General features: G+C 74.2%; 13 protein-coding genes and 1 pseudogene. 6 read left to right on the forward strand and 8 right to left on the reverse strand.

The features are described from left to right. Nucleotides 1-66: 66 nt before the first annotated feature. Nucleotides 67-1,884, forward strand: a complete 1,818-nt coding sequence (locus ACZ4WV_RS25225) for a DUF2398 family protein (RefSeq protein ID WP_465750408.1) — start codon at nucleotides 67-69, stop codon at nucleotides 1,882-1,884. A gap of 84 nt (nucleotides 1,885-1,968) precedes the next feature. Beyond that, nucleotides 1,969-2,163, forward strand: a complete 195-nt coding sequence (locus ACZ4WV_RS25230; protein ID WP_465750410.1) for a hypothetical protein — start codon at nucleotides 1,969-1,971, stop codon at nucleotides 2,161-2,163. 209 nt (nucleotides 2,164-2,372) lie between these two features. On the opposite strand, the gene ACZ4WV_RS25235 is transcribed toward ACZ4WV_RS25230, so the two are convergent. From ACZ4WV_RS25235 to ACZ4WV_RS25245, 3 genes are all read right to left on the reverse strand, one after another. Continuing rightward, nucleotides 2,373-2,552 (reverse strand): hypothetical protein, encoded by a 180-nt coding sequence (locus ACZ4WV_RS25235; RefSeq protein ID WP_465750412.1) that lies wholly within the window; start codon nucleotides 2,550-2,552, stop codon nucleotides 2,373-2,375. Nucleotides 2,553-2,721: 169 nt separating this feature from the next. After that, the gene (locus tag ACZ4WV_RS25240) at nucleotides 2,722-3,093 is read right to left on the reverse strand and encodes a MerR family transcriptional regulator (protein ID WP_465750414.1); all 372 of its coding nucleotides are present in this window, start codon (nucleotides 3,091-3,093) and stop codon (nucleotides 2,722-2,724) included. A 43-nt stretch (nucleotides 3,094-3,136) separates the two neighbouring features. Continuing rightward, a complete protein-coding gene (locus ACZ4WV_RS25245; protein ID WP_465750416.1) occupies nucleotides 3,137-3,922 on the reverse strand; it encodes an alpha/beta fold hydrolase in 786 nt (261 codons plus the stop codon). Nucleotides 3,923-4,198: 276 nt separating this feature from the next. Between ACZ4WV_RS25245 and ACZ4WV_RS25250 the strand changes: the two are divergent. Next, nucleotides 4,199-5,388: pseudogene (locus ACZ4WV_RS25250) on the forward strand (sulfite oxidase). Between the two features lie 12 nt (nucleotides 5,389-5,400). Here the strand turns inward: ACZ4WV_RS25250 and ACZ4WV_RS25255 are convergent. From ACZ4WV_RS25255 to ACZ4WV_RS25275, 5 genes are all read right to left on the reverse strand, one after another. Then, nucleotides 5,401-6,051, reverse strand: a complete 651-nt coding sequence (locus ACZ4WV_RS25255) for a TetR/AcrR family transcriptional regulator (protein WP_350740111.1) — start codon at nucleotides 6,049-6,051, stop codon at nucleotides 5,401-5,403. 142 nt (nucleotides 6,052-6,193) lie between these two features. Beyond that, on the reverse strand, nucleotides 6,194-7,099 hold the full coding sequence (locus ACZ4WV_RS25260) for an acyl-CoA thioesterase (protein WP_465750418.1): 906 nt from the start codon (nucleotides 7,097-7,099) through the stop codon (nucleotides 6,194-6,196). A 176-nt stretch (nucleotides 7,100-7,275) separates the two neighbouring features. Continuing rightward, nucleotides 7,276-8,472 carry an MBL fold metallo-hydrolase gene (locus ACZ4WV_RS25265; protein WP_465750523.1) on the reverse strand — a complete coding sequence of 399 codons (1,197 nt, stop codon included), beginning with the start codon at nucleotides 8,470-8,472 and terminating at the stop codon, nucleotides 7,276-7,278. A gap of 346 nt (nucleotides 8,473-8,818) precedes the next feature. Beyond that, nucleotides 8,819-9,271, reverse strand: coding sequence for a MaoC family dehydratase (locus tag ACZ4WV_RS25270; RefSeq protein ID WP_465750420.1), 453 nt, complete (start codon nucleotides 9,269-9,271; stop codon nucleotides 8,819-8,821). Nucleotides 9,272-9,372: 101 nt separating this feature from the next. Then, nucleotides 9,373-9,888, reverse strand: coding sequence for a pyridoxamine 5'-phosphate oxidase family protein (locus ACZ4WV_RS25275; RefSeq protein WP_465750422.1), 516 nt, complete (start codon nucleotides 9,886-9,888; stop codon nucleotides 9,373-9,375). Nucleotides 9,889-10,029: 141 nt separating this feature from the next. On the opposite strand from ACZ4WV_RS25275, the gene ACZ4WV_RS25280 reads away from it, so the two are divergent. The 3 genes from ACZ4WV_RS25280 (at nucleotide 10,030) to ACZ4WV_RS25290 (ending at nucleotide 12,586) form a co-directional block, all read left to right on the forward strand. Continuing rightward, nucleotides 10,030-10,881, forward strand: a complete 852-nt coding sequence (locus tag ACZ4WV_RS25280; RefSeq protein WP_465750424.1) for a hypothetical protein — start codon at nucleotides 10,030-10,032, stop codon at nucleotides 10,879-10,881. A 137-nt stretch (nucleotides 10,882-11,018) separates the two neighbouring features. Further along, on the forward strand, nucleotides 11,019-11,642 hold the full coding sequence (locus ACZ4WV_RS25285; RefSeq protein WP_465750426.1) for a hypothetical protein: 624 nt from the start codon (nucleotides 11,019-11,021) through the stop codon (nucleotides 11,640-11,642). Continuing rightward, a complete protein-coding gene (locus ACZ4WV_RS25290) occupies nucleotides 11,636-12,586 on the forward strand; it encodes a hypothetical protein (protein WP_465750428.1) in 951 nt (316 codons plus the stop codon). The genes ACZ4WV_RS25285 and ACZ4WV_RS25290 overlap by 7 nt, the downstream gene beginning before the upstream one ends. Nucleotides 12,587-12,637 lie beyond the last annotated feature (51 nt).

Below are 12,637 nucleotides of genomic sequence, written 5' to 3' on the forward strand. Positions count from 1 at the left end.
GAGAGTTCCTCAGGAGGGCGGTTGCTGCCACCGGCTGACCGGCCACCGTCTAGTCTGGTCCCCGACATGGAGCAGCAGGAGTACGGGGCCGGCGCCACCCGGGTGGCCGTCGGCGGGCCGGACGGACGTACGGGCGCGGCAGGCCGGGGGACCGCCGACGCCGTCCTCGCCGTACAGGAAGCCGACCTCCTGCCCGGCGCCGCCCCCAGCGACGCTGACGCGGCACCTGAGCCCGGCGCCATACGTGGTGCTGACGGCCCGGAAGCAGCCGGGGAGGGCCTGTCGCCCGACCCGGGACTGCTGCGGCTCGCCCACTGGTTCGCCACCGCCACCTCCGGCACCGCGGACGACCTCTGCACCGCCTCCTTCGGCCTCTACTCCGCCCGCCACCTCGGCGCACCGGCCGAGCCCGCCGACCCCCGGGTCAGCTGGTGGCACGGCCCGACCGCCCACGGCTCCACCGTCCCGCGCGCCCGCAAGGCCCGCTCGGCCGGCGGGCTGCGCCGCGCCCGGCGCGATGAAGCCGCCCTGCCCGTCGTCCGGTCAGGCGCCAAGCCGGGCAGGCCCGGCAGGCACCGCAAGCCGGAGCGGGTCCGGCTGCTCCCGGGCACCCCCGCCGACCAGCAGGATCATTCCGCCGCGCTTCCCGGTGACGTGCTCCCCGACGGCGCGCTTCCCGGTGGCGCGCTTTCCGGCGGTAACGTCGTCGGCGGTGAACTCCCCGGCGCGGAACTCCCCGGTGCGGAGCTCCCCGACGCCGAACGCCGCATCGCCGCCCGACTGCTGCTCGCCCACCCGCTGGTCACCGCCTCCGGCCCGCACGCCGACGGCTTCCCGCTGATCCGCCGTCACCGGGACTGGCTCACCGAGCGCTTCGACACCCTGCTCGGCTACCGCCTGGTCGTCGGTCCCTGGCACGCGCGGCTCTACAAGTCCGGCCTCGGCCCCGGCGCCGCCCGCCGCCTCGAACACCCCACCACGGGCGCCCCGTTCACCCCCGCCGGCTACGCCCAACTCTCGCTCGCCCTCGCCCTGCTGGTCGACGCCCCCGAACGACTCCGGTACGGGCGGCTGCTCGACGCGATGCACGCCGCCGCACCCCGCCTCACCGCCGAACCGGCCGACCTCGCGACGGCCCTCGCCACGCTCGCCGCCTGGCAGGTGCTCGGCGACCTGCCCGCCGACCCGGCCGACACCGACTTCGTGCTCACCGTCGACCGCGAACTCGCCCGCGCCGTCCCGGCCGGCCCGCCCGCCCTCGCCGACGACGCCGCCGACCTGATCCGTCGCGCCGCCGAAGCCGAACCCGCCACCGCCGTCCGCCGCCTCCTCGCCGAGACGCCCGCCGTCCTCGCCGCCGACCTCCCCGAGGACCAGCGCACCTGGCTGCACGAACACCGGCTCAGCGGCCCGGCCGCGCTCGCCGAATTCCTCGGCCTCGAAACCGAACTGCGCGCCGAGGGCGTCGCCCTGCTCGACCCGGCCGCCGAACTCACCGACCTCGCCCTCCCCGGCACCGGCACCCTCGCCCAGGCCACCCTGCTGCTGGTCGAGCGCCTGGTCGAGGAGGTCCGCCCGCTGCCCGGCGAAGCCGCCGACGGCGACGTCCCGATCCCGGACGCGCTGATAGACGGCGTCCTCGGCGACATCACCGACGAGTACGGCCTCCCCACCCACTACCTCGCCGACCGCACCGCCCTGCGCCGCGACGCCCTCGACCTCCTCCACCGTCTCGGCCTCATCACCCCCACCCCGCGCACCACCTGGCTCCTTCGCCCCCCGGCCGCCCGCTACGCCCCGGCCCCCGATCTCCACCCCACTCCCAGCACCGGCCGCCACTCCCGCCCCACTCCGGCGGCCGCACGCGAGGAGCAGTGGGCGTAGAGGCCTGACGATGGGGAGGCCGGTCCGCCACAGCCCCTCGGATGCCGTGAGCGCGGACGGTTCGCACAGGTGTTCACACGAAGGGTGGGGCTGTGGCTGAATGGAGCAGGCGGCCGGCTCGTTCCGGCTGGCGCCTTCATCTGGGTGGGGCGGTCGCAAGAGGACGCCGACGCGGCGCTGGACATCCTGCTCGGCGCGCTGGGGATCGGCCGGGACGCACTGACGTTCCTCGGTGATCCGGAAACGGGTTTCGAACACCTCGACGGCTCGTCGCGATAGGCGCTCGCCGGAGCGGTCGGTCAGCCAGCGGGTGCCCCGCAGCCGCCCGGACCGGCTTGAGCGCCGCTTCGGCCGCCTGCATGGGAAGTCGGCAAGGCCGACTTCCCGCGCCGCGTGGAGCCCGTCGCCTCGGTGGCCCGTGGCTTTCGGCGGCGGGGACGCGAAAGCACCGCGTCCGGGGTGGACGGCGGTGCTGGGGTGGGGCCGGCCTACTTGCTGGCGGTGGTGGTGGCGAGGGGCCCGTGTTGGACGGTTTCGACGGTGGCGCCGACACCGAGGGTTCCGAGGGCGATCGAGGCGAGGACGGCGGTGCAGGCGAGGAGGCGGCGGTGACGCTGGGGGAGCGGGAAGCGCGGTTCCTGGTAGGGCGCCTGAGGACTGGCGTTCATGACAGGGAGCGTTCCAGGACGGCGTTAACGGTCGGTACGCGCGGGTGAAGTCCGGACGGGGGTTGGGCGTCGGTTGGCCGCGTACGCCCCACCGGGCGGGTGGGGCGTACCCGCTGGTCAGCAGGGTCGTCCGCGGTCGACGGAGGCGGGGCCGGGCGCGGCGGCCGCGTCAGGCCGCGTGCTCGGCGCTCGGCTCGTGCGCGGCCGCGAGGTAGTGGGAGAGCGCCCGTCGGCTGCGGGTGAGGTCGGCGATCCGGGCGTCCAGGTCGGCGAGTTCGTCGCGCAGGGTGGCGACGAGGTTCGGGCAGGCCTCCAGGACGGGCAGCGGACCGGTGGCGCAGGGCAGGAGTTCGGCGATCACCCGGGTGGACAGGCCGGCCGCGAGGAGGCTGCGGATCTGCCACACCCGTACGGTGTCCTCCTCGCCGTACTCCCGGTACCCGGCGGTGGTCCGGGCGGGCCGGAGCAGGCCCTGCTCCTCGTAGTAGCGGAGCAGACGGGTGGACACCCCGGTCAGGCGGGCGAGTTCTCCGATGCGCATGATCGGGAAAACGCGGCCACCGGCCGGGGTGTTCCCATCCGTCTCAGGACGTGACGAACTGCAGGGTCACATCGCGCAGTTGGGGCAGCGCCTCGACCACCGGCAGGTGCCCGCACGGCAGTTCGACGTAGCGGGCGCCGGGGATGCCCTCGGCCAGCAGGCGGTGCTGGGACGGCTGGACGAGCATGTCCTCGGCAGTGCCGACGACCGTCGTCGGGACGGTGATCGCGGCCAGCTCGGCCCGGACGTCGGCCCGGGCGGCGAGCCCGAACTGCTGTCGGAAGCCGGCCGGCTGGGGGGACTCGATCGCCTTCGCCAGTTCCGCGAACTGCTCGGCGGGCAGCGCGTCCACCCAGCTGTGGCCGAAGACGACGCCGAGCATCAGCCGGGCGAGGTCACCCGGCCGGTCGTCGAGCGAGATCATGAGCTCCGCGAGCGTGCGCAGCCGGGCCGAGCCGCCGGCCACGCCCGCGAGCAGCAGCAGCGACCGGACCCGCTCGGGGTGACGGGTGGCGATCCGCACGGCGACGGCGGCGCCCAGCGAGTAGCCGGCCAGGTCGAAGGTGGACAGGCCTTCCTCGTCGGCGGTGGCGAGCAGCCGCTCGGCCAGCTCGTCGAGGGTGGGCTCGCCGGGCTCGTACGGGCTGTCCCCGGAGCCCGGGTAGTCGGGGGCGACGACGGTGCGGTGCGCGGAGAGGTCGGGCAGCAGCGGGCCCCAGTTGTCCCGGGCGCTTCCGCCGGCGCCGTGGGCGAGCAGCAGGCCGGGGCCTGAGCCCCGGACGATCCGCGCGAGCGGCGCGAAGGGGGTGGGGACGGGGGTGGACGGCATGGTGGCCTCCTCGGTGGGCGGGGTCGTTCGGACGACGGGAACGCTAGGAGTTCACACCGGTGAGAAGGTCAAGCGGGGCGTCGAGACGCAGGAGCGAGGCGGCGAATCGAGCGGGCGAATCCAGGGGGCGCATCGAGGGGGCGGATGGAGCGCCCGACCGGCGGCCATGGTTACGCGACGCGCCGGAGCGCTTACGCTGAGCTGAGGAGCGCCGTCCGCGAAGCGCCGTACAGCGCTGTGCGGGCGCCGCCGCGCTCCGCCGCCGGGGCGCTCGCCGTGCCCGCGTCGGCCGCGCCGGTGTTCGCCCCGGGCCGGACGGTCGCCGAGGAGGTGCTCAGGCCCCGTGCCCGGAATCGTCAAGCCGCTTCCCGCCGAGTGGTTCGTCGCCCACGGCACCAACGCCGAGATGCGTTGGGACGCCCTGCGCGACGCCGACGGCAAGCCCGCGATCGGCCGTCACGTTCCGACGGAACGGTTCTTCGTCCGCAACCACACCGGCACCCCGCTGATCGACCCGGACGGCTGGCGGCTGAAGCTGTTCGGCAGCGGCCTGCGGGGCGCCCCGGCGGCCGGGCAGGCCGTCGAGTTCGGCCTGGCGGACCTGCGGGCCCTGCCGTCCACCCGGATCGACGCGCTGATCGAGTGCGCCGGTAACGGGCGCCGCTACTACCGGAGCCAGCAGCACCAGTACGTGCCCGGTACGCCGTGGGCGCTCGGCGGCGTCGGCTCGGCGAGCTGGCGCGGGGTCCGGCTGGCCGAGGTGCTGCGGGCCGCCGGGCTGACCGATGACGCGGTGGACGTGCTGGCCGTCGGCCTGGACGCGGACTACGTCGTCGGCGGCGTCAACCACGGCCCGGTGCGTCGCCCGCTGCCGGTGGCCAAGGCCGTGGACGACGTGCTGCTCGCCTACGAGATGAACGACGAGCCGCTGACCCCTGACCACGGTGCGCCGGCCCGGCTGGTGGTGCCCGGCTGGGTGGGCGTCGCCTCGATCAAGTGGGTGGGCAGCATCGAGGTGGCCGACCACCCGCTCCGGTCGCCCTGGAACACCGACTTCTACCGGATGTTCGGCCCGGACTACCCGCCGGGCGGCGGCGCCCCGCTCGGCGCCCAGGTGGTCAAGTCCGCCCTTCGAGCTGGCGGTGGGCGCGGAACTGGCGGTCGGCCACGAGCACCGGCTGCACGGGCGGTCCTGGTCCGGCGGCGCCCCGGTGGACCGGGTCGAGGTGAGCACCGACGGCGGCCGGAGCTGGCGGCCCGCCGACCTCGCCGAGGAGCCGCAAGCCGGCGACTGGACGCGCTGGAGCGTCGACTGGCGCCCCGAGCGGCCCGGTCGGTACGAGCTGCGCGCCCGCGCGACGGACCGGCTCGGCGCCACCCAGCCGGAGCGGGCGCCGTTCAACCGGGAGGGCTACCTGTTCGGCGCCGTGGTGGCGCACCCGGTGACGGTGGTGACGGTGGGCTGAAACGCCCCGGGCTCAGCCGGTGGACTGGACCTCGTACGGGGCCGGGTAGTGGGTCTCGTACGGGGTCAGCACCAGCCGCACCACGTCCTCCAGGCGCCGCCGGGCGTCCCCGAGGGTGGTGCGGCCGGTCACCCAGGCCGTCAGCTCACCCTGCCAGGCGTGCGCGACGATGTGCCGCACCAGTTCGCTGGCCGCCGCCGGCACCTCGGACGTCACCGCCTGCAGGGCGGTGCTGTCGGCCCGGGCCATCCCCTGGAGGGCCTCACTGGCGAAGGGGTCGGTGGAGGCGGCGACGGCCACCCGCAGCCGGGCCAGTTCGGGCTGCCGCTGGTAGGCCCGCATCCCGCCGCGGACGAAACGGACCGCCCGGTCCGTGGCCCCCAGCCCGGCGCGCGGTCCGCGCAGTTCGGCCACCAGATCGGCCAGCAGCAGGCGGTGCCACTCGGCGATCGCGGCCGCCAGGAGGTGGTCCTTGGAGGAGAAGTAGCGGTACGCCGTCCCCAGGGCGACTCCGGAGCGCTCGCAAACCTGCTTCATCTGCAGCCGCTCGACGCCGATCTCGTTCACCAGGGCGAGCGCGGCCGCGATCAGGCTGTCGCGGCGTTCGAGCTGACGCGGAGACATCGCCTCCACCGGTCGTGGTGACAGGTCAACCTTGGTCACCCGCACCATGATACGGGCCGGGGCCGCTCAGGAGTATGACGCCGTCCGGCCCCCGTCCGTTCGCCGGGCGGCCACCGCGGTGCCCGGGGCGTGCGTCCTCCGGCCGAAGCGGCGGCCGGGGGCGCCCGGGGCCGCGGGCATTTTAGGACAGACCGCGGATCAGCGCCTCCTGGACGGCCGAGGCGACCAGCCGGCCGTCCCGGTCGTAGAACTCGCCGAGTGACAGGCCCCGGCCGTCCGCGCAGGACGGGCTGCGCTGGGCGAACAGCAGCCACTCGTCGGCCCGGAACGGGCGGTGGAACCACATGGCGTGGTCCAGCGAGGCCATCAGCAGCCGGGGCGGCTCGGTGCGCTGGAAGAAGTTCGGTTGCTCGTGCAGCCCGGCGGTGGAGGCCAGGGTGAGGTCGGACAGGTAGGTGAGCGCGCAGGTGTGCAGCAGCGGGTCGGCGACCGGGAAGGGGGTGGCGATGCGCAGCCAGACGAACTGCTGCGGCATCCCCGGGACGGCCGGGGGCACACCCGGGGCGTCCGCCGGGACGAAGCGCAGTTCGAGGTCGCGGAACCCGTCGGTGGCCCTGATCGCGGCGCGCAGTTCCTCGTCCCAGTGCGAGAAGGCGTCCGGCAGGGTCTCCGGGCCGGGCACCGGCGGCATCTCGCGGTGACGCCCGCCGGTCGGCTCGGGGTGCTTGAAGGAGGCGGTGAGGCTGAAGATCTCGTTCCGGTCCTGCACCGCCCGGACCCGTCGGGTGGCGTAGGTGACGCCTTCGCGCAGCCGCTCGACCTCGTAGCGGATGGGGCGGGTCGGGTTGCCGGGCAACAGGAAGTAGCCGTGCAGCGAGTGCACCGCACGCCCCTCGCAGGTGCGTCCGGCGGCGGCGAGGGCCTGGGCGGCGACGTGGCCGCCGAAGGCGCGCATCGGGGCACCGGCGTGGCAGTGGCCCCAGGACGTGTTCTCGTCCAGCTGCTTGATCTCCAGCAGGTCGGCGAACGGGGCGGCCGGGTGGGGGCGTCGCCCGGCCGGGATCTGCTGTTCGGTCAGGTCGGTCACCGGCCCATAGTGGCAGAACCCAACCGCGCGGTGGTGTGGCCTCGGTAACAGCTGGACTGATGGAACACGTTTCAGTTCATTCCCCAGCAGGGAGTCAGCGGAGAAGTCGGCGAACGGGCGTCGGCGAACAGCTGACGGCGAACAGGCTTCGGTTGACAGATTTCAGCGAACAGATTTCATCCGACAGATTTTGAAATCTGTTCGCTGAATTCTGTCACCCGTTCCGGCGCCCGGGTCCGCGCCTCCACCCGCCGCTCCGCGACGACCAGCGGCTCGATGCCGCGCGGGGCCGCCGCCACCGCCCGCCACCAGAGCCGTAGCGCCGGAGGGTGGGCCGGCTCGAAGGGCTTGCCGGGGCGGGGCACCACGAGGTGGGCACCGAGGGTGTGGGCGGCGGTGACGACGCGCTCGGCCGGTTCCTCCCACGGATGGGTCGCCAGGTTGAAGGTGCACCAGTGGATCGGCAGCAGCAGCTCGCCGCCCAGATCCAGGTGCGCCCGCACACCCTCCTCGGGCGTCATGTGGACCTCGGGCCAGAACTCGCTGTACGCGCCGACCTGCATCATCGTCGCGTCGAACGGCCCGAGCCGGCGCCCGATCTCCGCGAACCCCGGGAAGTACCCGGTGTCCCCGCTGTGGAAGATCCGGTGCCCGCCGCCCGCCACCACCCAGGACGCCCACAGGAACAGCGCGCTGGTGCGCGGCCCGCGGCTGCAGTAGTGCCGGGCGGGCGTGGCGGTCAGGGTCAGCCCGGCGACCTCGGCCGATTCCCACCAGTCCAGCTCGACGATCCGTCCGGTCGGCACCCCCCAGTGCTCCAGGTGCGCTCCGACGCCCAGCGGGACCGCGAACACCGCCCCGCTGCCGATCAGGGCCCGCACGGTGGCCATGTCGAGGTGGTCGTAGTGGTCGTGCGAGACCACCACCGCGTCCACCGGGCCGAGTTCGGACAGCGGCAGCGGTACCGGGTGCAGCCGCTTGGGACCCGTCCAGCCGAACGGTGAGCAGCGCTCGCCCCAGATCGGGTCGATCAGGACGCGCCGTCCGCCGATCTCGACGAGCACGGTGGCGTGCCCCAGCCAGGTGAGCCGCAGCCCGGACTCCGGCGGCGTCGCCAGGTCGACCGGCAGCAGCCGGTGCACCGGGATGGCGGCGGACGGCGCCCGGCGGGTCTTGTCGCCGGCCAACTGGGCGAGGGTGATCTCCAGCGGGCTCCGCTCGTACACCAGCCGGCGGGTGGGCACCGGGTTGCGGAAGGCGCCGTCGACGAACTGCGGCGAGCGCCGGATCCGGGCCAGCCGCTCGCCCCGCGGCTCGGCTCCGAAGGCGTCGGTCCGGATCCGGTGCCAGGCCGCGCGGGAGAGTCCGGCCAGCCCCGGGACGGCGCGCTCGTCGGCCGGTCCGGCGGACGGCGGGGCGAGCTGTGAGGTCAGACCGGCGAGACGGGAGAACCAGGGGACGGGGCGGGGCACGGCTCCTCCAGGGACGGTCACGGCTACCGGACAGGCCGGGGCGCGTACCCACAGGGACGGATGAGGCGACTGTGGTACGACAACCATCTCGTCGGAGACTACTCGCCGTGGGCCGTCCGGACCCGGTGGAGAGTCCGGCGCGGTCCAATCGGCGTACCGGGCGCGGACCGGGCCGGACGCGGGGCCGAACGCGCCCGAGCCGACGCCGCCAAACGCGGCCGCCCCGAGCGGCGCCCCGCCGGCCGGGCTACGCGTAGAAGCGGGTGATCGCCTCCGCGACGCAGTGCGGCTTGGCGCTGCGCTCGCTGGTGATGGTGAACCGGACGACCGCCTGGACGCCGCCCGGCACCTCGGTGGCCGAAATCAGCTCGGCGGTGGCCCGGATGGCCGTGCCCACCGGCACCGGGGCCGGGAACCGCACCTTGTCCGAGCCGTAGTTCAGCGCCATCCGCACGCCCTCGACGCTGTAGCACTCCTTGGCCAGCACCGGAATCATCGACTGGGTCAGGTAGCCGTGCGCGATGGTCGAACCGAACTGGCTCTCCTTCGCCCGCTCCGGGTCCACGTGGATCCACTGGTGGTCTCCGGTCGCCTCGGCGAACAGGTCGATCTGCCGTTGGTCGATGGTGTGCCACTCGCTGGTGCCGAGTTCGGTGCCGACGGCGGCGGTCAGCTCGGCGAGGGAGGCGAAGGTCGTCACGTGCGCTCCTGGAGGGGGGACGGGCCCGGGTGCGGGTCAGGACGCCGGAAGCGTATGCCTACCGGCCGGTACCTGTCAGGAGTCGGACGTGGAAGGGCCGCTCAGGGCCACACCGCCGCGCGCTCCGGCCGCTCCGGCCCGAGCGGCCCCGGGCCCGGCCCACGCTCCGGCTCCGGCCCACGCCCCGACCCCGCCCCCGGGAAACCCCGCCCGGTCGGGAACAGCCACCGCCCGCTGACCAGCTCCGGCACCAGCGCGATGAACAGCGGCTCCGGATCCCCCACCCACGGCCGCAGCCCGGAACGCAGCACCCGCTGGACCTCCTGCGGGTCCGTCACCGCGTCGGCCCGCCCGTGCACCAGCACGCTCCACCCGGTGCGGGTGACCGGGTCCAGCAGATCCGCCTGGAAGGCCACCACCGTGCCGTCGAGCCCGCGCGCGGTGGCACTTCCCCGGCGTACGGCGAGCACCAGCCGCCCGTCCAGGACCTCGAAGGAGACCGGTAGGACGGCCGGCAGCGCGTGCTCGGTGTACACCACGCGCCCGACGGGCACGGTGCTGAGCAGCCGCAGGCACTCGGCCTCGGCCAGGGTCTCCACACGGTCCTCGCGCTCCATGCGTCCGATCGTCCTCCGGTCGGCCCGCGCGTCGATAGGGCCCATGGTCCCTGGGAGGACGGGCCGGGAGCCCCGTCGGCGGACGCCCGGAGCGGTAGCCTGCCCGGCGGGTGGAGGAACGGTGGAGGAGGGGGCGCAGGGATGGCCGGCGGAGTCGATCTGGTGGTGATCGGGGCGGACGGCGGACCTGACCGCGCGTACGGCGGTTCGGCGCACGCCCCGGAGGGCGCCCGGCTGCTGGCCGAGGTGCTGCCCGGGATGTGCTTCGACACCGGCGCGGCCGGCTGCCGGATCACCGGTACGGCGCCGGACGCGGACGCCAACGCGATGCTCACCGCCGTCCGGGACGCGGCCCGCAACCCCGGGCGCTGGCTGGTGGTCTGCCTGGTCGGCCAGTTGACGGCCGACCCGCGCGGGCGCCGGATCGCCCTGGTCACCGGCGGCAGCACCCCCGCCAACGCCTACCGGCGCGGCCTGGCCTGGGACTGGGTGGTCAGCGCGATGGTGCACGGCGACCACGAGGAGGCGCTGCTGCTGGTCGACGCGGTGGCCGACCGGGACACCTGGGCGGCGCTGGGACGCGGCGGCGAGGACAGCGCGGGCGAGCTGCTCAGCTACTCCCGGGTCCCGCTGTGGGGCCGGATCGGCCGGTACGCCCCGGGCAGACGCGGCCGGGACGCCGTACTGCCGGGCGGCGAGGGCTCGTTCAGCCGGGCGCTCACCACCGTGCTGCGCCACGGTGTGCCGGGTGCCCCCGCGGCCGTCGGCCCCGTGGACCTCCAGCCGGCCGTCGCGGCTTTGCTGGACGGTGGTGGGCCGGCCGGTAGTTCGGGTGCGCCGGGCGTGCGCCTGCTCGTTCCGCCGCAGGGCGGGCGCCTGTTGATGCGCAATCGGGCCGCGGTTCGGGGTGCATTGGCCGGATTGTCGCTTTCCGAAGAACTGTTGGCCGTTCTGTGGCGGGAAAGTGCCCCGACGGAACCGCCTTCCGCGTAAGGTCAGGGGGCCTGAGGTGTTGCCGTGGTGGGGTGGGTTGGCGAAGAATCGATCCCCAGCGGAAACACCCGCGGGACGGCGGAATTCTCCTGGCGGCCGTGGATCACGGATCAGCTCGGTCGCGACGAGGTGGGGCGATGCGGCAGCGCGGAAATGTGTTGCGCTCTGGGGCGATCGGGGTTGTCGAGGCGGTTCTGGTGGTGCTGCTCGGCGCTTGTGCGAGCGGTGGTGCCGGCGGTTCCGTCGATCGTCTCGGGTCGCCCGCGCCCCCTGTTGCGGGAGTGAATCCGTTAACTCCTTCGAGTGGTTCGGTAAACGCCTCGAACGCGCCGACGGACGGCCCGGAGGGGGCGATGGCGCGGTTGGCCGTGAAGGCCTATCAGGATTGGTGGCAGGCCCAGGCGCAGGCTTTCGGGGACAAGGATTCGGACGGTTCGGCGCTGGAGCAGTACTCCTCCGGGCGCGCACTGTCGGACACCCTCGTGGGCCTGCGCCAACTCCACGACGCCAAAGCGGTGATGACCGGAACGCCGCGCAATTCGGCGGTGGTCACGTCGATCGACCTGACAGCGGATCCGCAGACCGCGGTGATCGAGGACTGCGTGGATCTGTCGGCCTGGCACCGCGTCGATGCCGTCACCGGGGCGGCGAAGGACCCCGGGCAGCGCCTGAACCGGTACGTCGCGACCGCGTCCCTGCGCAGGTTCCAAGCACATTGGCTGATCTACGAGTTCACTCGGGAGGTGGACCGGACATGCTGAACGCGCGGAAACCGGCTCGGCGGTTCGCGGTCGTCGCGTCCCTGTCCGCCGGGTTGCTGTTGACCTCGGCGGTGACGGCGACGGCGGACGAACCATCGGGCGGCGGGGCGGAACAGTGCTTCCCGAGCGTGATCTGCGCTCACGCCGGTTCCGGCGGGACGACGCCCGCGCCCGGAGCGTCGCACCCCGGTGGCGGCGGTGGCGGCGGACTCGACCCCGGCCCGCAGGTGTGCAGCTACCACGACGTGCAGTGGGCCTGCCACGACCCGCAGTGGGGCTGGTTCAACAGCGACCAGGGGTGCTACTTCCGCCCGCTGGACACCCCGCTCCCGGAGGGCGACCCCGCCTGGGAAGGGCACACCGCCAAGGACGGCTCGCTCTACTCGAAGGTCTGCCCGCAGACGAACGGCGGCCAGGACGGCGCCCAGATCGTGTTCGTGCCCGACGGTCCGAACGGGCAGCGGCCGAAGACCCTGGCGGAGCTCAAGCAGGAGGCCTTCGACATGGTCCACCTCCCGCAGCCGGTGGGCCGGATCGCGCCCGGCGGGACGGCGGTGGTCAACGCGCCGGTCTGGCTGTGGGCCGAGAACGTGACGCCGCCCAAGCAGGGTCACGCCGCGGCCGGGGACGTCTCGGTCACCGTCACGGCCCGACTGACCGGCAGCACCTGGGACTTCGGCGACGGCCGGACCGCGGAGTGCGCGAGCGCCGGGACGCCGTATGACCCCAAGTACGGCGCCGCCAGGTCCCCGGACTGCGGCTACGAGTTCAAGACCGGCTCGGGTAGCAGGCAGGGCGGCGTCTTCAGCGCCACGGTGACGACGCACTGGGAGGCCGACGTGGTCGTCACCGGCCCGAAACCGGAGAAGTACACGCTCCCCGCGCTCAGGCAGGACAGCGACCCCTTCGCGGTCCGGGTCGGCGAGGTACAGGTGCTCAACTGAGCTCGGCGCGACGGCCGTTCGGCCACTGACCAGCCGAGAAGTCAACGAGGG

This window comes from Kitasatospora sp. NPDC029312 (assembly GCF_055569215.1).

Bases quoted from the DNA above. Each gene is read 5' to 3' on its own strand.
- ACZ4WV_RS25225 (WP_465750408.1), top strand. From the start codon at position 67: ATGGAGCAGCAGGAGTACGGGGCCGGCGCCACCCGGGTGGCCGTCGGC.
- ACZ4WV_RS25235 (WP_465750412.1), bottom strand. From the start codon at position 2,552: ATGAACGCCAGTCCTCAGGCGCCCTACCAGGAACCGCGCTTCCCGCTC.
- ACZ4WV_RS25240 (WP_465750414.1), bottom strand. From the start codon at position 3,093: ATGCGCATCGGAGAACTCGCCCGCCTGACCGGGGTGTCCACCCGTCTG.
- ACZ4WV_RS25245 (WP_465750416.1), bottom strand. From the start codon at position 3,922: ATGCCGTCCACCCCCGTCCCCACCCCCTTCGCGCCGCTCGCGCGGATC.
- ACZ4WV_RS25275 (WP_465750422.1), bottom strand. From the start codon at position 9,888: ATGGAGCGCGAGGACCGTGTGGAGACCCTGGCCGAGGCCGAGTGCCTG.
- ACZ4WV_RS25280 (WP_465750424.1), top strand. From the start codon at position 10,030: ATGGCCGGCGGAGTCGATCTGGTGGTGATCGGGGCGGACGGCGGACCT.
- ACZ4WV_RS25285 (WP_465750426.1), top strand. From the start codon at position 11,019: ATGCGGCAGCGCGGAAATGTGTTGCGCTCTGGGGCGATCGGGGTTGTC.
- ACZ4WV_RS25290 (WP_465750428.1), top strand. From the start codon at position 11,636: ATGCTGAACGCGCGGAAACCGGCTCGGCGGTTCGCGGTCGTCGCGTCC.